Here is a 17,277-nt window from a genome sequence, read left to right on the forward strand (position 1 = left end):
TAACCGGCCTTTCCGGACCGGCGTGGTCTGGTGGACTGCGTCCCGTTAGCGCTATGGAGTGAAGAGGTAGTCGTGGAAGATCGAAAGCTGCGGATCGCAGCCGTTGGTGATGAATTGCTGGCCGGGCTGGGTGACCCCCGCGCGCTGGGCTGGCTGGGCCGGGTGCTTGCCCGCACCCCCCAGGACGAAATGTCCGTGGAAAGTTACTCCCTGCCGTGCCCGCAGGAAGGGACCGAGGGGCTGGCCGCGCGCTGGCTCGAGGAGACCGGGCGCCGCTTCAGCGCCAGCCACGAGAACCGCCTGGTGATCGGGCTCTCCGGCCGCGACATCGAATTCGGTCTCTCCACGGCACGCAGCCGGCTGAACCTGGCTAACATCCTGGATTCCGCCTCGCAGAACAAGATCGAGGTCTTTGTGGTGGGTCCGCCGCCAACCCTGGACCCGGCGCAGAACCGCAGGCTTGGCGAGCTCAACACGGCCTTCGCCGATGTCACCAACCGCCGTAAGCACCTTTACGTGGACACCTTCTCGCCGCTGCTGAACCACGAGCAGTGGCGCCAGGACCTCGCGGCAAACAACGGCACCCCGGGACAGGCGGGCTACGGGCTGATGGCGTGGCTTGTGTTGCACCGCGGCTGGTTCCAGTGGCTTGGCATTGACACGCCGGAGTGACCGGCCTTGACCCCGGGGCGCAAGGCGATATATCGTGAGTTTCATAGTCACGATATATCGTGATGATTTGCATCCGTAGCGCCTTCCCGGAGGAACCATGACAGAGCACGAATCGGCAGGAACCACGTGGACCGTCACCGGCCCGAAGACCATCGACGTCGACGGCGTCAGCTCGCTCAAGCTCGGGATCATCCGGGGCCGCTTCGACGTCGTCACCCATGACGAGGCCGTTGCCCGGATCGAGGTTTCCGAGGTCCACGGTGACCCTCTCGCGATCAGCCTGGTCAACGGGCGCCTCGAGATCCGGCACCAGCTGCATGGCCCGCAGGGCTGGTTCAAGAACCTCATGGGCACCGTCAACAACAGCAGCAGCAACTCGGTCGTCGTCAGTATCGCCCTGCCGGCCGGCGTCGAGGTCGAGGCGGGAACCGTCAGTGGCGACGGCATGGTGTCCGGCCTCAGCGGGCACACCCGACTGAACACTGTCTCCGGTTCTGTCCTGGCCGACGGCACGTCCGGGAACCTGTCCGTGAACACCGTCAGCGGCGAGGTGATCGCCCGCAGCCACCAGGGCGTCTTCACAGCAAGGAGCGTCTCCGGCGAGGTCACAGCCTCGGGCGATCTTAGCCATGTCCGGGCGAACACCGTCAGCGGCGACCTGGGCTTCGATCTGCACGGCTTCACCCAGGACTTCGGCTCGAATTCCGTGTCCGGCGACGTCACTATCCGGCTGCCGCACGACGTCGGCGTGGACATTATCGCCAAGACCGCCAGCGGCACTGTGGTCATCGATGACCAGAAATATTCCCAGCCCGGCGGTGCCGTGGAGACCATCGCGGGACCTGATGCCCAGCTCATGCTGGTCCGCACCAACTCCGTCTCGGGAAAAACCTCCGTCTTCCACGGCCAGCCGACCGCGGATCCCGAAACGGGGCACTAGTGCCTCCGGTCTTTGCCCACGGAGCGCTGCGCCTGTATCTGCTCGCGCTGCTCGAGTCCGGCCCCAAGCACGGCTACGAACTCATCAAGGCACTCAGCGAACGGTTCGGCGGCACCTACTCCCCCAGCGCCGGCACCATCTACCCGCGGCTCGGCAAGTTGGAGGAGGAAGGACTGGTGGCCACCCGGACGGAGGGCCGCCGGACCAACTACAGCATCACCCCGGCCGGCCTCGTTGAGCTCAACAGCAGGCGGGACGAACTGGCCGGAGTGGAGGATGACATCTCGGCCTCGGTCCGCCGTCTCGCCGACAACCTGCGGCAGGATATCCGGGAAAATATGCGCGGGCTGCGGGCCGACCTCGCCGCGACGGCGGAGGCGGCACGCTCCACGGCCCGTGCGGCAGGATCAACGGTCGGCGCCCTCACCGGCCCGCGCTACTCCCAGGAGAGCGACCGGCGCCTGCGCGAAGCGGAAATGCTGGTCCAGACCTTCCGCGACGACATCCGAGTGGAGCTGCGCCGCCACGGCGGCCGGCAGCCCATCACTCCAGTGACGCTGGAGACGGTCAAGACGGTGCTGGACCAGGCCCGGATCTCGATCCGCAATTCGCTCGGCTGAGCCCGCCGGCGGGCAGACCGCCGGTTCGCGGCCCGGGTCCCGATGTGGGAGACTTGAGGGCAGCTCTTGTGAGTACCAATATTAAGGAGGCCAGCTATGAGCAAACGTGCACGTAAACGTCGTGACCGTAAGCGTGGCGGCGCGAACCACGGCAAGCGCCCCAACGCCTAAGCAAAAGCTTGAATTAACAGCTTGAAACGAATGACCCCGGAATCCTTGAGGATTCCGGGGTCATTCGTTTTATGCCAGTGGGCCGCGGACGCTCAGGCCTCGACGGGCCGGATTGTATGGATCCTCTCGAGGATCGCGTTCTTAAGGTTCTCCGGTGCCGCCTCCGTGCACGAACGCTTCACCATTACGCGGATGACACATTCGAGGTCGTACTGCTCAAAGCACTCCGGGCACCCGTCCAGGTGATCCTTGATCTCAGCGATGTCATCATGCGTAAGCGCCCCGTCCAGATACTCGTAAATACGTTCCATCCGGGCGTCGTCGCAATCGCCCAGTCCCTGGCAGTCGCTCATTTCCTGTTCTCCTGTTTATTGCTTCCGGGCGCCGCAGCGGTATTTGCGGCTTTGAATCCCCGCTCGGCGGCGTAGTCGGCGAGCATATCCCGCAGCATCTTCCGGCCCCGGTGCAACCGTGACATAACGGTCCCGATCGGCGTGTTCATAATGTCTGAAATTTCCTTATACGCGAAGCCCTCGACGTCGGCGAAATACACCGCGAGGCGGAACTCCTCCGGGATCGCCTGCAGCGCCCGCTTAACGTCAGAATCCGGCAAGTGGTCCAGCGCCTCGGCCTCAGCCGAACGCAGTCCCGAGGAGGTGTGCGACTCGGCGCGGGCCAGCTGCCAGTCCTCGATGGTGTCCGAATTCGACTGCAGCGGCTCGCGCTGCCGCTTGCGGTAGAGATTGATGTAGGTGTTGGTGAGGATGCGGTACAGCCAGGCCTTGAGGTTGGTCCCGGGTTTGTACTGATGGAACGCGGAGAAGGCCTTGGTGTAGGCCTCCTGGACGAGGTCCTCGGCATCTGCGGGATTCCTTGCCATCCTCATGGCCGCGGAGTACAACTGGTCCACATACTGCATGGCGTCCCGTTCAAAACGGACCCGGCGCTCGTCCGACGACTCGACCGCGACGTCCAGCAGCCGGCCATCCACGATGGTCTCCCGGACGGCGGCTTCGTTGGCCGGCGCATCGACACCCGGCGCAGCCAGGACTTCCTCAGCCGCCGGGGCAGCCTCACGGGGTGCGCCAGCGGGCCCGGCAACAGGTGACTTGGCGGGCGCGGTACCGTTTCCGGCTACCTCGTGCATGGCCGCAACGGCCGGATCCATGGTGCTCATCGCTTTCAAGTCTACTGTCACCGTCCGGCGGGCACCGGAACCATCCTGGCGGGCGACGCCCCACGCTTGCATGGGATCTGCTGCCAGCTCCACACTGTCCTTGACCAGAATCAAATCTCCGCCTCCTCGGGCCGCACCGGATTGGTCCGGCCGTGCCTGTGTGTTGCAGCCCGGCTACCGGGCTGATCCGACTCAAAATCCAGCCATTGAAGAGCGGCTGGAACCTGCCACTCACAACCACGTCCGGCGGGCAAATATTCCGCAAAAGTGCAAGACTGGAACCGGTTCTCCCGCGTCGATTCCGCGGTTCGTCTCTCCAGGAGGAAATCCATGCCGTTTGTCCGCTTTCTCGCCCGCCCCATGCTCGCCTCCAGTTTCGTCCTTGCCGGTGTGGACAAGCTGAAGAATGCGGATGACACTGCGGCACAGCTGTCCCCCCTGCTGCGCCGCGCGGCTGAGTCCCTGCCGTTCCAGACAAATGAAAAGGTGCTGGCCCGCGTCATCGGCGGCACCCAGGTAGGTGCCGGCGTCCTCTTCGCGCTCGGCAAGTCCGCCCGCCTTGCCGCCACCGTCCTGGCCGTCATCTCCGCCCTTAATGGCTACGTCGAATGGCGCAGCGCGGACATCACCTCCAAGGAGGGCCGCGACGCCCGCCGCAAGCAGCTGCTGAAAAACGTCTCGCTGACGGGCGGCGTGCTGCTGGCCTCCGTGGACACGAACGGCAAGCCCAGCCTGGCCTGGCGCGCGGAGCACCTCGCGTCCGACGCCAGGAAGAACGCCGGCCACCTCGCCTCTGACGTCAGGAAGACCACGGGCAAGCAGCTGAAGAAAGCCGACAAAGCGGTGCGTAAGGCCGTAGACCACACCGTCGGATCATAAGCAAGCACATGGCCGGCACCACCCCCACCGCAGCTGCCCTCCCCGTCCCGGCCGGCGTCGCCCCGCTCTGGCGGGCGCCGTTCGCCGGCCGGCCCGTCGACGCGACGGTCACCGTGCCGGGCTCCAAGTCCCTGACCAACAGGTATCTGGTGCTGGCGGCCATCGCCGACGGGCCCTCGCGACTGCGTGCGCCGCTGCACTCCCGGGACTCCGCCCTGATGATCGAGGCGCTGCGCCGGCTCGGCGCCACCATCACGGAGGTCCCCGGTGACGGCGCCTTCGGCCCCGACCTGGAAATCACCCCCATCAGCCTGGACAGCCCCGCGGCCGGCACCGGAATCGACTGTGGCCTGGCCGGCACCGTCATGCGCTTCGTCCCCCCGGTGGCGGCACTGCGTAACGGACAGACGCTGTTCGACGGCGACCTGCACGCCCGCAACCGGCCGATGGCCACCATCATCGAGGCACTCACGGGGCTCGGCGTCGCTGTCAGCGCGCCCGACGGCGGGCCGGCGTCGTCCCTGCCGTTCACCGTCCACGGCACCGGTGAGGTCCGCGGCGGGCACCTTGTCATCGATGCCAGCGCGTCCTCGCAGTTCGTGTCCGCCCTGCTGCTGGCCGGCGCGCGCTTCACGGACGGGCTACACCTGGAACACCGCAGCACCGAACACCCCGGTAAACCCGTGCCCAGCATGGACCACATCACCATGACCATCGCCGTGCTGCGCGGCGTCGGAGTGACCGTGGATGACTCGGTCCCGAACCACTGGGCTGTCTCCCCCGGGCCCATCCGCGCCTTTGACCGCCGCATCGAACAGGATCTCTCCAACGCCGGCCCCTTCCTCGCGGCGGCCCTGGCAACCCGCGGCACGGTCCGGATCCCGGGCTGGCCCGCCGGGACCACCCAGGTGGGGGACCTCTGGCGCAGCATTCTCACCACCATGGGAGCCACCGTTACGCTGGAGGACGGCATCCTGACCGTCACCGGCGGCCCGGAGATCAAGGGCGCCCACTTCGATGGAACCAGCGAACTCGCGCCCACCGTGGCTGCCCTTTGTGCCCTGGCTTCCGGATCCTCCCAGCTGAGCGGAATTGCCCACCTCCGCGGCCACGAAACGGACCGGCTCGCCGCACTGGTGACCGAGATCAACCGCCTCGGCGGCGACGCCGAAGAGACGTCCGACGGCCTTATCATCCGGCCCGCTCCGCTGCACGGCGGCGCCGTCCACAGCTATGCGGACCACCGGATGGCCACCGCCGGCGCCATCCTGGGACTGGCCGTAGCCGGCATCGAGGTCGAGGACATCGCCACCACAGCCAAGACCATGCCGGACTTCCCCCGGTTGTGGGAAGCCATGCTGGCCCAGTCCTCTGCCGGGACGCCCGCCCCGCCGGACGCACCCCCGGCGGACGCAGCCGCTGCAGAAATGGACGCCGCCAGTGGCACGCAGCACTGACTCCTGGGATGAGTCCGATGTCCGGATCCGCCCCAATAAGAAGGGCTCACGCCCCCGCACGAAGGACCGGCCCAGCTACGACGATGCAGTCACCGGCCGGATCATCACCGTCGACCGCGGACGCTACACCGCCGTCGTCGGCGAGGGCACCGGCGAGGAACGCAAGATCATCGCCGCCCGCGCCCGGGAACTGCGCCGCAACCCTGTGGTGGCCGGCGACTTCGTCTCCCTTGTGGGGGACGTCAGCGGCGAGCCGGACACCCTGGCCCGGCTGGTCAGGATCCAGGACCGCAAAACCCTGCTACGGCGCAGCGCGGACGACACCGATCCGATCGAACGCGCCGTCGTCGCCAATGCCGACCAACTGGTGATCGTGGTGGCGGCCGCCAACCCTGAACCCCGGACCGGTTTCATCGACCGTGCCCTCGTGGCCGCCTACGACGCCGGCATTTCTCCCCTGCTGCTCGTCACCAAGGCCGACGTCAAGGATCCCGCCGGGCTGCTGTCCAACTATCAGCACCTCGCGTTCCCGGTGATCATTTCCAAGACGGCGGATTCTGCCGCCTCCGGAATCGACGCCCGCTCGGACGACGGGCTCTCGGCGCGGCTCGACAAGGACGCCGTCTCACAGTTGCGCGACTACCTCGACGGGAAGGTCACGGTGATGCTGGGCCATTCCGGCGTCGGCAAATCCACCATGGTCAACGCCCTGACCGGGGCCGAGCGCGCCACCGGCGGCGTCAACGCCGTGACCGGGCGCGGCCGGCACACCTCCTCCTCGGCGCTGGCCCTCAAGGTCAACGATGCACCGTCCGGCAGCTGGATCATCGACACCCCCGGCATCCGTTCCTTCGGCCTGGCCCATGTGGACCCGGACCGGATCCTGCGTTCCTTCCCGGATCTGGAACCCGGCACCGACCGCTGCGAGCGGGGCTGCAAGCACAACACCAGCGCCGTCAACTGCGGTGTCGACGCCTGGGTAGCGGGGGGACATGCCGGCCCGTCAGGCCCCGCCCGGCTGACCTCGCTGCGCCGGCTGCTGGGCACCGACCCGCGGATGGAAGCGCAGGACGTCAAGGAACTGGGCACCGTCTCCTGACGTGTCGGTTGCGCCCGGCTGTCCCGCTTCCCGTGGCGCAGCGACGCAGCCTCCCGGCCGGCCGGCCGCTTTGGCGGTAGCTTGGAACCATGAGTCAACCCGCTTCGAGCTACAACGATGACCTGCGCCTTGCCCATGTACTGGCAGATTCCGTAGATTCCCAGACCATGAGCCGCTTCAAGGCGCTCGACCTTCGGATCGAGACGAAGCCGGACCTGACGCCGGTCACCGATGCCGATAAGTCCGTCGAGGAAGCCATCCGCGGCCAGCTCTCCCGCTCCCGACCCCGCGACGCTGTGCTGGGCGAGGAGTTTGGCAGCTCCGGCCACGGCTCGCGGCGCTGGATCATCGACCCGATCGACGGGACCAAGAACTTCGTCCGCGGCGTCCCCGTCTGGGCTACCCTGATCGCTCTCGTGGACGAGGGCGAGCCGGTTGTCGGCGTCGTCAGCGCCCCGGCGCTGGGCAAGCGCTGGTGGGCCGCCAAGGGCGCTGGTGCGTACATGGGCCGCTCGCTGGCCGCCGCGACCCGACTGAAGGTCTCCAACGTCTCTGAGCTCTCGGATGCCTCACTGTCCTACTCGAGCCTGGGCGGCTGGAAGCAGCGGGGAAACCTGGATGAATTCCTCGGCCTCACCGAGGAGGTCTGGCGCACCCGCGCCTACGGCGACTTCTGGTCCTACTGCCTCGTGGCGGAAGGCGCTGTCGACATCGCGTGCGAGCCCGAGCTGAACCTCTACGACATGGCCGCGCTGGTCCCCATTGTCACCGAGGCGGGCGGCCGCTTCACCTCCCTCGAGGGGGAAGATGGCCCGTTCGGCGGCAACGCCCTGGCCACCAACTCGATCCTGCACTCCGAGGTGCTCAGGCGCCTCAACCCGGGACTAGACGACCTGCTATAACGGCGCCGGCTGCTGCGCTTCCCTGGCGGTCCGGCGACCCAAGGATTCCCATAGGTACCTGTAGGACTCTGGCTGCGGCGGCGGGCTCCGCGGCCGGAGCGAGGTGGTCTGGACACCTACCGGGAGGATTGCAGCCATGCCGGCATCTTTTGAAACCATGGATTCCGGTCCCCGGGACGACGCGGCCGGACCGATCCTGCTGGTGCTAGCAGCGAAGTACCGGGATCTCGACATTGAGGTGGCCGCCCGGCTGCACGCCGGTTCATCGGACCTGGCCGCTCACCTCCTGGCCAGCAGTTCCGCCGTGACCGGATCGGTGGTTCTGTCGACGTGCAATCGGTTTGAAATCTACTGCGAAGTTTTCTCCGGCACCGAGGTGGCGGCCGCCCGCTCCGCTGCCCTCGGTTCTGTCGGCCGCTGCACCGGACTGGCCGTCCAACAGCTCACGGCGCTGTTCGAAGACCACCAAGGATCCACTGCGGCCGAGCATCTCTTTGCCGTCGCCGCCGGCCTGGATTCCTCTGTTGTGGGCGAACGCGAAGTTGCCGGCCAGGTCCGCCGGTCCCTTACCGAAGCACAAGTTGCCGGTACCGCCAGCGGACGTTTGGTCCGACTATTCCAGGGAGCCTCCCGCACGGCGAAGAACGTTGGTGCCCGGACCGCGCTAAGCAGCGCCGGCAGGTCCATTGCGTCTGTGGCGCTTGACATCGCCGCCGGATCCGGGCAACGGGCCCTCGCCAACACCTCGGTGGTCCTATTCGGCACTGGAGCCTATGCCTCATGCGTTGCAGAGATCCTCAGATCCAGGGGGTGTACAACGATTTCCGTTTTCTCGCAGTCGGGCCGCTCGGATGAATTTGTCGCGGCCCGGGGAGGCAAGGCGCTGACGGCCCGGGAGTTACCCCCGGCCATTGCCCGGGCAGACGTCATCGTTGGCTGCAGCGGGGCTGGGGCACGCATCAGTGCTGCCACTCTGGCGGACTGGCGGGAGGATGCGGGACGTGCCGTCACTGTGATTGATCTCGCCCCCAGCCACGACTTCGATCCACAGGTGGCCGATCTGTCAGGCGTTGAACTGATCACTCTGGCGTCCGTGCAGCTCGCCGCCCCTTCGGCAGACATTGAGGCACTTCACCTCGCCCGGGCGCTGGTTCGGCAGGCCGCGCGTCATTTCGAGGAGCACGAGGAAATCCGCGCCGTCGACACCGCTGTCGTGGCGCTGCGCCGGCACATCCAGGAGGTTCTCGAAGCCGAGATGGAGCGGGTCCGGAAGCAACATGGCTGCGGCGCCCCGGCTGACGAGGTGAACTTTGCCCTGCGGCGCGTTGTCCGGCGTTTGCTCCATATCCCGACGGTCCGCGCCAGGGAACTGGCGGCGGCCGGCCGCCGGGACGACTACACGGCGGCGCTGGATGCCCTGTTCGGCATCAGCGTTCAGCCCACCAGTCCCCGCCCGCCCGGCAGCGGGAGGCTGGCCTGGCTAAATCAGCCGCGCTGTGAAGCGACAGAACCGGACACGGCGGCTTCGTAGCGTCGGCGGGCCCTGGCGCGTAACAATGCTCTTCACATTGATGCCCTCCCTTTCCGCCGCCGACGCGGATGTCCTAGGCTCGAAGCAGGTCACGAGTGCCAGCGCTAAACCCCGGTTTGCTGGCCGGCAACCCTCCCTTCGCGGCGGGGTGCCCCGGGTGACGACCTGGCCGGTCCGGAACGGACCCGGCAAGCGCGGATCCCCGGCACATGGGGTCCCTTTTCGAGCGAGGTCCCATGACGACTGCCACTTTTCCTGCCAGCTCCGGATTTGCCCCCGGAATCCACCCCGGAATCCACCCCGGTGCAGCCGCCGGTGCCGACGCCGGGCGCCCGGACGACGCGTTCGCCGTCGCCCGCCAGCCGCTCTCGGCGGTCACCGGCGCCGAGATCCAGGCGCCGCTGATCCAGGGCGGCCACGTCCGCTACGCCAATCTGGACTACGGCGCCTCCGCCCCCGCGCTGTCCGTCGTTTCGGCCTACCTGAACGAGATCCTGCCTTACTACGCTAGCGTCCACCGCGGTGCCGGCTACGCCTCCCAGATCAGCACGTCAGTGTACGAGAACGCCCGGACGATCGTCCGCGAGTTCGTGGGCGGACGCCCGGAAGACTCCGTGATCTTCACCCGGAACACCACCGACTCGCTGAACCTGCTCGCCGGTTGCCTGCCGGTCGCCGGCGGCGTACACACCGGCGAGGTGCTCTTCCTCGACATCGAACACCACGCCAACCTGCTGCCGTGGCAGGCCGTCCCGCACCGCAGCGTTGTGGCCGCCCCCACCGTGGCCGCCACACTGGAGCGGCTCCGCGGGGAACTGTCCCACGGCGGTGTCAGCCTGCTCGCCGTGACGGGTGCCTCCAACGTCACCGGGGAAATCCTGCCGATCCGCGCGTTGGCAGCGCTGGCCCACGAGTTCGGCGCCCGGATCGTGGTCGACGCCGCCCAGCTGGCCCCGCACCGCAGGATCGACATCGCCGCGGACGACGTCGACTACCTCGCCTTCTCCGGCCACAAGCTCTACGCGCCGTTCGGCGCCGGCGTCCTGGTGGGCCGGCCGGACTGGCTGGACGCCGGCACCCCGCACCTGGCCGGCGGCGGAGCGGTGCAGGACGCCCGGCTCGATACGGTCAGCTGGACCACCGGGCCGGCCCGCCACGAGGGCGGCTCCCCCAATGTTCTGGGCGCCGCAACCCTTGCCCGGGCCACCCAGGTGATCGCTGCCCTGGATCCGGAGCAGTGGCAGGCCCACGAGAACACCATCCGGTCGTTCCTGGTCGAGGGGCTCCAGCGGATCGACGGCGTCACCGTCCACCGGATCTTCTCCGACTCCGGCCTTGACGACGGCGGGCCTGACGGCGGCGGGCCGGGAAGCGGCAGCATCGGCGTCGTCAACTTCTCCGTGGCGGGCTACGACGCCGGCCTGGTGGCCGCGTACCTGTCCGCGGAGCACGGCATCGGCCTGCGTGACGGCCGCTTCTGCGCGCATCCGCTGCTCCGCCGGCTCGGGCTGCCCTCAGGCTCGCTGCGGGCCAGCTTCGGCGTCGGCTCCCGGCTGGAGGATGCCCAGCGGCTGCTGGCAGGGCTGGAGGAACTGCGGCAGAACGGACTGGGCTGGGACTATGTGGTGGATGCCGGCCGCTGGGTGCCGGCCAACGACTCCCGCAGCTACCCGCAGTGGGCGCCCAACACGCCCGGCACCGCCGGGGCGGCACCCTGCGGCCTGGGTTAGCGGACATTTTGGTTAGTTCGTCGGGGGTCCGGATCCGGGAGTGTGGGATGGCCGGGCTCAGGGACATGCCCCGCCCCGGGGCCAGCGGGCGGACATAGTGCCATTTTGCCCAGTCCCGGGTGCGAAGAATGGGCATGTCCCCCGGCAGGTGAAGGACCCGGTCCAGCCTGACCCCGACGACCCGGGGAAAATGACCACTAGCGGCCCGAGCTAGCGGTCTGGGCTGGAAACGCTCCTCCGCAGCGTGCGGTAAATTCGAAAGGTACCATCCGGATCTGGCCGAAGGAGATCGCACGTGACACGCGGCGGCCCCAAACTGGACCGCGAGCGCCGCCAGGAGCTCGGGCAGAGCTTCCAGGACGGCGGCGAACACTACCAGCGGGTCCGCCCCGGCTATCCCGCAGAGTCGGCCGACTGGCTGATCCCGGCCGGGGCGCAGGACGCTGCGGATATCGGCGCCGGCACCGGAAAGTTCACCGCCCTGCTGGTCGCACGCGGGCTGCACACCGTGGCAGTGGATCCGTCCGCCGGCATGCTGGACCAGCTGCGCCGGATGCTCCCGGCCGTCTCCGCCGTCACCGGCACCGCCGAACACACAGGATTGCCGGGCGAAGCCTTCGATCTGGTCACTGTCGCCCAGGCCTGGCACTGGTGCGATCCGCTCCCGGCCAGCAAGGAGCTCGCCAGGATCCTGCGCCCGCACGGCGTCCTGGGCCTGATCTGGAACCAGCTGGACACCTCGGTCCCGTGGGTCCACCGGCTCTCCCGGATCATGCACGCCGGGGATGTCCACAAACCGCATTTCACGCCGCCGCTGGGTCCGGAATTCACCGGTCTGGAGAGCCACCTGACCCGCTGGGAGGACCCGGTCACAACCGCGGACATCCTGGCGCTGGCTAAGTCCCGCAGTTACTATCTGAAGGCCTCGGAGCCGACCCGGACCAAGGTGCTGGTCAATCTCGACTGGTACCTGCACGGGCAGCTGGGCCACGGGCCCGGAGAGCTGCTGCGGCTCCCCTACCTGGCCCAGACGTGGCGCGCATTCCGGGCCTGACGACGTCGTCTCGTAACCGCTGCGCTCTTTCCGGCCGGATTGCGCGTTACCCGCGCAGAGGATTATCGTTTCGGTAGGCCTAACAACTTGTTGCAGGTATCTACAAACAATGGCGTGGGCCGCACCGCCAGCCCACACCGGGCGTCATGGCTGGCAAACCGACCATTCTCACGGCGGACCAGCTGACCAACCGATCCAGAGGGGCCCGCCGTGCTGGAAGTAACCGGACACCAACCATCGGCGCCGAAGGTGCGTCCCGGGCGGAAACCAGGCGCCCGCCGGGCCCTGCTTGGCCTGCTGGGCCCGGCGTTCGTGGCCTCGATTGCCTACGTGGATCCCGGCAACGTCGCGGCAAACCTCACCGCCGGTGCCCAGTACGGCTACCTCCTGGTCTGGGTCCTGGTGGCCGCCAACGTCATGGCCGTGCTGGTCCAGTACCAGTCCGCGAAGCTCGGTATCGTCACCGGCAAGAGCCTGCCGGAAATCCTCGGCGAACGCCTCAGGCCCGTCTGGCGCCGCGCCTTCTGGGTCCAGGCCGAAATCGTGGCCGCGGCCACCGACCTGGCCGAGGTCGTCGGCGGGTCCATCGCCCTGTACCTGCTCTTCGGACTGCCGCTCCCGCTCGGGGCCGTGATCGTCGGCGCGGTATCCATGCTCCTGCTGGCGGTGCAGGCGAAAAACCGGCAGCGGCCCTTCGAATTCGTCATCATCTTCCTCCTCGGCATCATCAGCATCGGCTTCCTGGCCGGGCTCTTCATCAGCCCGCCGGATCCGGCCGGCGTCGCGGCCGGGCTGATCCCGGGCTTCCAGGGCCCGGACACCGTCCTGCTGGCCGCCAGCATGCTCGGCGCCACCGTGATGCCGCACGCCATCTACGTCCACTCGGCCCTGTCCCGGGACCGGCACCGCCCCAACCCGCATCTGCACGTTCCGTTGCCCGCGATCACCCGGCTTGTCAAGGCCACCCGTCTCGACGTCGTGGTGGCCCTTGCCATCGCCGGGGTGGTGAACATCGGCATGCTGCTGCTGGCGGCGTCAACCCTTGGCGGCGTGGCCGGTACCGACACCATCGAGGGGGCCCACGCGGCGATTACGGCCAATCTGGGCCCGATTATCGGCGTCGTTTTCGCCGTCGGCCTGCTCGCCTCCGGCCTGGCCTCCACCTCTGTGGGCTGCTACGCGGGCGGAACCATCATGCAGGGACTGCTCAAGATCCGCATCCCGCTGATGGTCCGGCGCGTGGTCACGCTGATCCCGGCGGTTGTGCTGCTGTCCGTCGGCTTCGACCCCACCTGGGGTCTGATCCTCAGCCAGGTGGTGCTGAGCTTCGGCATTCCCTTCGTCCTGATCCCGCTGGTGGTACTGACCAGCGACAAGGTGCTGATGGGCCGCTTCGCGGACGGCATGCCGCTGCGGATCGCCGGCATCGTCAGCGTGGTGCTGGTGGTGGCGCTGAACGTCGTCCTGCTGTGGCTCACGCTCACCGGCGCCGGCTGACGGTAGGGTTGGGTCCGTGAAGACCGGTGCACCCTCCTCCTCGATTGAGGACTACGTCAAAGTCATCTACACCTTCACGGAGTGGCAGGACAAACCCATCAGCTCGACGCAGCTCGCGCAGCGCCTGGGTGTCGCCAACTCCTCGGTCTCCGAGATGGTCCGCAAGCTCAAGGACCAGGGCCTGGTGGACCACCAGCCCTACAGCGCCATCACCCTCACGCCCGACGGCGTCACACTGGCCCTGTCCATGGTCCGGCGGCACCGTCTGATCGAGACCTTCCTCGTCCGGGAGCTCGGTTACCGCTGGGACGAGGTCCACGACGAAGCCGAGCTGTTAGAACACGCCGTCTCGGACACCTTCATCGAGCGGATGGCCGCCAAGCTGGGGAATCCGGTCCGGGACCCGCACGGCGATCCGATCCCGGCCGCCGACGGCTCCGTGCTGATGCCGCCGGCGCACCGGATGAGCGAACTCGACGACGGCCACACCGGCCGGATCACCCGGATCAGCGATGAAAACCCCGAACTGCTGCGCTACCTTGCGGCCGAAGAGATCGATCTGGACGCCGACGTCGAGGTGCTGGGACGGAAGCCCTTCGGCGGGGCGCTCGTGGTGCGCATCGGCTCCGGCGGGATCCTGCGGGAATTCGACCTCGCCGGGGAAGTCGCGGCCGCCCTGTGGGTCCACAGCGGCGCGGCCCACGCCGGCTGCAGCGTCGACGGGCGCTAAGTGGCGGGCACCGTGCCGGAAGGCCCTGCGGTGACAGGCCCGGGGCCGCCCGGCTGGCGTGCGTGGGCGGCCGTCGCCGTCGGCGGCCTGCTCGGAACGGAGCTGCGCTACGGTGCCGGCCTGCTGTTCCCGGAGGCGTCCGGCGCCGTGCCGTGGACCACCCTGGTGATCAACGTCGCCGGGAGTTTTGTCCTCGCCGCCCTCACCACCCTCTGGATGGCGCGGCCCCGCACGGCCATCTGGCTCCGTGCCGGCCTCGGCCCCGGGCTGCTGGGTTCCTTCACCACGTTTTCCGCGGTGGTGTACTCAGTGGACCAGCAGTTCCGCGGCGGCTTCCACAGCATCTGGCTGGCCTATCTGGGACTCTCCGTCGTGCTGGGGCTCGGCGCCGCCGCGGCCGGCTGGAAATCCGGCATGGCACTGGCCGGCAAGGCACCGGCCGACGCGAGGGGCGCAACATCATGATCACCCCGCTATTGGTGGGCATCTTCGGGGTTGCCGGGGCCCTGCTGCGCTTCGCCGCCGACTCCTGGTTTGCGCACCGCCCCGGGCCCCGGGCGCACTGGCCGTGGGCCACCCTGCTGGTCAACGTCGCCGGGTCCTTCATCATCGGCCTGTCCATGGGCGTGACCGAAGAGCTGGGGCTCGGGCCGGAGTGGCGCACCGGACTCGTGACCGGTCTGGCGGGCGGCCTCACCACTTTCAGCTCCTGGACCACCGCCACGGTGCGGCTGGCCAGTGAGGCGCGGTACCGCGCCGCCGCGCTCAATGTCGCCGCCAACCTCGTCGCCGGGCTCGCGGCTGCGGCGCTTGGCCTTGCCCTCACCGCGTAGGCCGCCTGACTCCTGACTCGGGGACTACTCAACCCCGGCCGTCGCCGGGCGGTTGCGGATGCCGACGGCGGACGCCACCGCGCCCGCGAAGAACAGCACCGCGGTGACCACGACGGTACTGACCACGCCCGACGTCGTGATCCCCGGTCCGGTGATCAGCCCGGCGGCGGCGATGCCCACCAGCCCCGCGATGCGCGCCACTGCGTTGTTGACGGCGGAACCGATGCCGGCCTCTTCAGGCTCTACGGCACCCAGGATGGCGGACGTCAGCGGCGCCACCGTGACGGCCAGGCCCAGTCCGAAGACCAGCAGCCCCGGCAGGATCTGCCCGAAATAGTCCAGCGGCAGGCCCGCCCGCATCAGCAGCAGGAAGCCCGCCGCGCACAGCAGCGGCCCGGCGGTCATGAACCAGCGGGGCCCGTAGCGGCCCGCGAGGGCACCCATCCGGGAGGACAGGAGAAGCAGGATAACGGTGGGGGGCAGCAGGGCCAGGCCAGTCGTTGTGGCGCCCAGCCCGGCGACCTGCTGCAGGAAGAGTCCCAGGACGAAGAAACCGAGTGAGAGCCCGCCGTAGATCGCCGCCGTCGCAATGTTGCCCCAGCCGAAGTTGCGGACGGCGAAGAGCCGCAGCGGCATCATCGGAGCGGAGGTCCGGGCCTCGTGGCGGAGGAACAGGGCCAGGGCGGCCGCGCCGATCGCCAGCGGAAGCCATACCTGCGGGGCCGACCAGCCCAGGCTGCCCCGTTCGATGAAACCATAGACGATTCCGCCGAGGCCAATGACCGCCAGGAAGGTTCCCGCCGCGTCGATCCGGCTGCCGGGTGTGCGCTCATGGTCCAGTTCGTGCAGTTTGAGCAGCACCGGCCAGACCGCCGCGGCCGGAATAACGTTGAGGAAAAAGATCAACCGCCAGGTCCAGAGATCCACCGAGAGCCCGCCGAGCAGCGGTGCCGCCACAATGGCGCCGGACGTCCAGGCCGACCATCGCCCGATCGCCAGCGACTGCGCCGGGCCGGTGAAGACGGTCACGATCATGGCGAGCGAGCTGGGCACCAGCAGGGCGCCGGCGATCCCCTGCAGGCCGCGGAATAGGATGAGCGACTCGCCGCTCCAGGCGAGGCCGCACAGCACCGACGTGGCCGTGAAGCCGGCTAGCCCCCATTTCAGGACCCGTACCCGGCCGAACTGGTCCGACAGGGAACCCGCCACCAGGATGAGGGCGCCCAGGGCCAGCAGGTACGCATCCACCACCCACTGCTGGACCACCAGTCCGCCGCCAAGCTCCCGCCCGATCGCCGGCAGGGCGAGGTTGACTACCGAACCATCCAGGAAGGCGATGAACGACGCGACGATCGCGACGTAGAGGACGCGTTTCTCGACGGCGGTCATCGCCGCGGCGGTGCTTGGGGACATGGCAGCTGCCTTCCTCGCTGGCTCCTGTGCTGCAGTGCTGTGCGGGGGCGGCACGGGTCTGTGATGAGCCTAACACCGGGGCGCTGGGGCCGTCTGCCGGGGCGCTGGGGCCGTCTGCCGGGCCGTCCGGAGGCCTGCCGTCACGTATCGTTGAAGGATGATTACCCGTCGTGTTGCAGCCCAGATCCTCGACATTCCGCTGGAAATGGCACACCGTCACGGTATCCCCTCCCGCCTGAGCGATGCCGAGCTTGGCGCACTGCTGGACAATCCCCCGCAGTGGCTGGTCCAGTCCAAGGCCAACCGGACGGGCAAGCGCCCGGTATGGGTCCAGTTGACGTGTGCGGTCTGCGGGTTCTCCGAGGCCGCCCGGCCCAAGAAGTGGTGGCCGGACTTCACCTACGTTGTCTGCGCGGATCACCACTCGGATGAGATCCCGCTGCGCGGTAGCGGGCTGATCCGCAGCGAGTATGAGGGTGTAGGAAGCCGGTTCGTCGGCATCGTGGACGTCGCAGTGCCGAAGGCGTAACTTAAAGAGCACGGGGCCATCCCGGCCTCTCTGCCTTTAGGGA

The 17,277-nt window shown here is 68.3% G+C and carries 19 protein-coding genes and 1 riboswitch; of the genes, 16 read left to right on the forward strand and 3 right to left on the reverse strand.

All coding sequences use genetic code 11. From position 1 onward, the window contains the following. Positions 1-72 precede the first annotated feature (72 nt). The 4 genes from AC50X6_RS04295 to AC50X6_RS04310 all read left to right on the forward strand — a co-directional run bounded on the left by AC50X6_RS04295 (position 73) and on the right by AC50X6_RS04310 (position 2,403). The gene (locus tag AC50X6_RS04295; RefSeq protein ID WP_494965030.1) at positions 73-672 is read left to right on the forward strand and encodes a GDSL-type esterase/lipase family protein; all 600 of its coding nucleotides are present in this window, start codon (positions 73-75) and stop codon (positions 670-672) included. A gap of 97 nt (positions 673-769) precedes the next feature. Continuing rightward, the gene (locus AC50X6_RS04300) at positions 770-1,612 is read left to right on the forward strand and encodes a DUF4097 family beta strand repeat-containing protein (protein ID WP_494965031.1); all 843 of its coding nucleotides are present in this window, start codon (positions 770-772) and stop codon (positions 1,610-1,612) included. Further along, positions 1,612-2,232, forward strand: a complete 621-nt coding sequence (locus tag AC50X6_RS04305; protein ID WP_494965032.1) for a PadR family transcriptional regulator — start codon at positions 1,612-1,614, stop codon at positions 2,230-2,232. Before AC50X6_RS04300 ends, AC50X6_RS04305 begins: the two co-directional genes overlap by 1 nt. A gap of 96 nt (positions 2,233-2,328) precedes the next feature. After that, entirely contained in the window at positions 2,329-2,403 is a 75-nt protein-coding gene (locus AC50X6_RS04310; RefSeq protein ID WP_104061284.1) for a 50S ribosomal protein bL37, read from the forward strand. Positions 2,404-2,495: 92 nt separating this feature from the next. Here AC50X6_RS04310 and rsrA read toward each other — a convergent pair whose 3' ends face one another. Together rsrA and AC50X6_RS04320 are read right to left on the reverse strand one after the other, a co-directional pair. Further along, entirely contained in the window at positions 2,496-2,756 is a 261-nt protein-coding gene (gene rsrA, locus AC50X6_RS04315; protein WP_494965033.1) for a mycothiol system anti-sigma-R factor, read from the reverse strand. Next, positions 2,753-3,580 (reverse strand): sigma-70 family RNA polymerase sigma factor, encoded by an 828-nt coding sequence (locus tag AC50X6_RS04320; protein WP_494965034.1) that lies wholly within the window; start codon positions 3,578-3,580, stop codon positions 2,753-2,755. Before AC50X6_RS04320 ends, rsrA begins: the two co-directional genes overlap by 4 nt. Positions 3,581-3,910: 330 nt before the next feature. Here AC50X6_RS04320 and AC50X6_RS04325 point away from each other — a divergent pair, with 330 nt between their 5' ends. From AC50X6_RS04325 to AC50X6_RS04375, 11 genes are all read left to right on the forward strand, one after another. Beyond that, positions 3,911-4,459, forward strand: a complete 549-nt coding sequence (locus tag AC50X6_RS04325) for a DoxX family protein (protein WP_494965035.1) — start codon at positions 3,911-3,913, stop codon at positions 4,457-4,459. Positions 4,460-4,467: 8 nt separating this feature from the next. Next, positions 4,468-5,916 carry a 3-phosphoshikimate 1-carboxyvinyltransferase gene (gene aroA, locus AC50X6_RS04330; RefSeq protein WP_494965036.1) on the forward strand — a complete coding sequence of 483 codons (1,449 nt, stop codon included), beginning with the start codon at positions 4,468-4,470 and terminating at the stop codon, positions 5,914-5,916. Further along, the gene (rsgA, locus tag AC50X6_RS04335) at positions 5,900-7,015 is read left to right on the forward strand and encodes a ribosome small subunit-dependent GTPase A (RefSeq protein WP_494965037.1); all 1,116 of its coding nucleotides are present in this window, start codon (positions 5,900-5,902) and stop codon (positions 7,013-7,015) included. Before aroA ends, rsgA begins: the two co-directional genes overlap by 17 nt. 89 nt (positions 7,016-7,104) lie before the next feature. Next, positions 7,105-7,917, forward strand: coding sequence for a histidinol-phosphatase (gene hisN, locus AC50X6_RS04340; protein ID WP_326967373.1), 813 nt, complete (start codon positions 7,105-7,107; stop codon positions 7,915-7,917). A gap of 136 nt (positions 7,918-8,053) precedes the next feature. Further along, complete coding sequence (locus AC50X6_RS04345; RefSeq protein ID WP_494965038.1) at positions 8,054-9,448, forward strand: glutamyl-tRNA reductase; 1,395 nt, start codon at positions 8,054-8,056, stop codon at positions 9,446-9,448. 87 nt (positions 9,449-9,535) lie between these two features. After that, positions 9,536-9,649, forward strand: a riboswitch (SAM riboswitch). Positions 9,650-9,684: 35 nt separating this feature from the next. Then, positions 9,685-11,178, forward strand: coding sequence for an aminotransferase class V-fold PLP-dependent enzyme (locus AC50X6_RS04350; protein ID WP_494965039.1), 1,494 nt, complete (start codon positions 9,685-9,687; stop codon positions 11,176-11,178). Positions 11,179-11,473: 295 nt separating this feature from the next. Beyond that, entirely contained in the window at positions 11,474-12,232 is a 759-nt protein-coding gene (locus AC50X6_RS04355) for a class I SAM-dependent methyltransferase (protein ID WP_494965040.1), read from the forward strand. 210 nt (positions 12,233-12,442) lie between these two features. Continuing rightward, the gene (locus AC50X6_RS04360; protein ID WP_494965041.1) at positions 12,443-13,729 is read left to right on the forward strand and encodes an Nramp family divalent metal transporter; all 1,287 of its coding nucleotides are present in this window, start codon (positions 12,443-12,445) and stop codon (positions 13,727-13,729) included. 16 nt (positions 13,730-13,745) lie between these two features. After that, positions 13,746-14,459 carry a metal-dependent transcriptional regulator gene (locus AC50X6_RS04365; RefSeq protein ID WP_494965042.1) on the forward strand — a complete coding sequence of 238 codons (714 nt, stop codon included), beginning with the start codon at positions 13,746-13,748 and terminating at the stop codon, positions 14,457-14,459. Positions 14,460-14,489: 30 nt separating this feature from the next. Continuing rightward, the gene (locus AC50X6_RS04370) at positions 14,490-14,924 is read left to right on the forward strand and encodes a fluoride efflux transporter FluC (protein WP_494965043.1); all 435 of its coding nucleotides are present in this window, start codon (positions 14,490-14,492) and stop codon (positions 14,922-14,924) included. Next, positions 14,921-15,292 (forward strand): fluoride efflux transporter FluC, encoded by a 372-nt coding sequence (locus AC50X6_RS04375; protein WP_494965044.1) that lies wholly within the window; start codon positions 14,921-14,923, stop codon positions 15,290-15,292. Before AC50X6_RS04370 ends, AC50X6_RS04375 begins: the two co-directional genes overlap by 4 nt. Before the next feature lie 24 nt (positions 15,293-15,316). Here the strand turns inward: AC50X6_RS04375 and AC50X6_RS04380 are convergent, their stop codons facing one another. Continuing rightward, entirely contained in the window at positions 15,317-16,705 is a 1,389-nt protein-coding gene (locus AC50X6_RS04380; protein ID WP_494965045.1) for an MFS transporter, read from the reverse strand. Positions 16,706-16,862: 157 nt separating this feature from the next. On the opposite strand from AC50X6_RS04380, the gene AC50X6_RS04385 reads away from it, so the two are divergent. Then, positions 16,863-17,234, forward strand: a complete 372-nt coding sequence (locus AC50X6_RS04385; protein ID WP_494965046.1) for a hypothetical protein — start codon at positions 16,863-16,865, stop codon at positions 17,232-17,234. Positions 17,235-17,277 lie beyond the last annotated feature (43 nt).

This window comes from Pseudarthrobacter sp. HLT1-7, assembly GCF_059383435.1.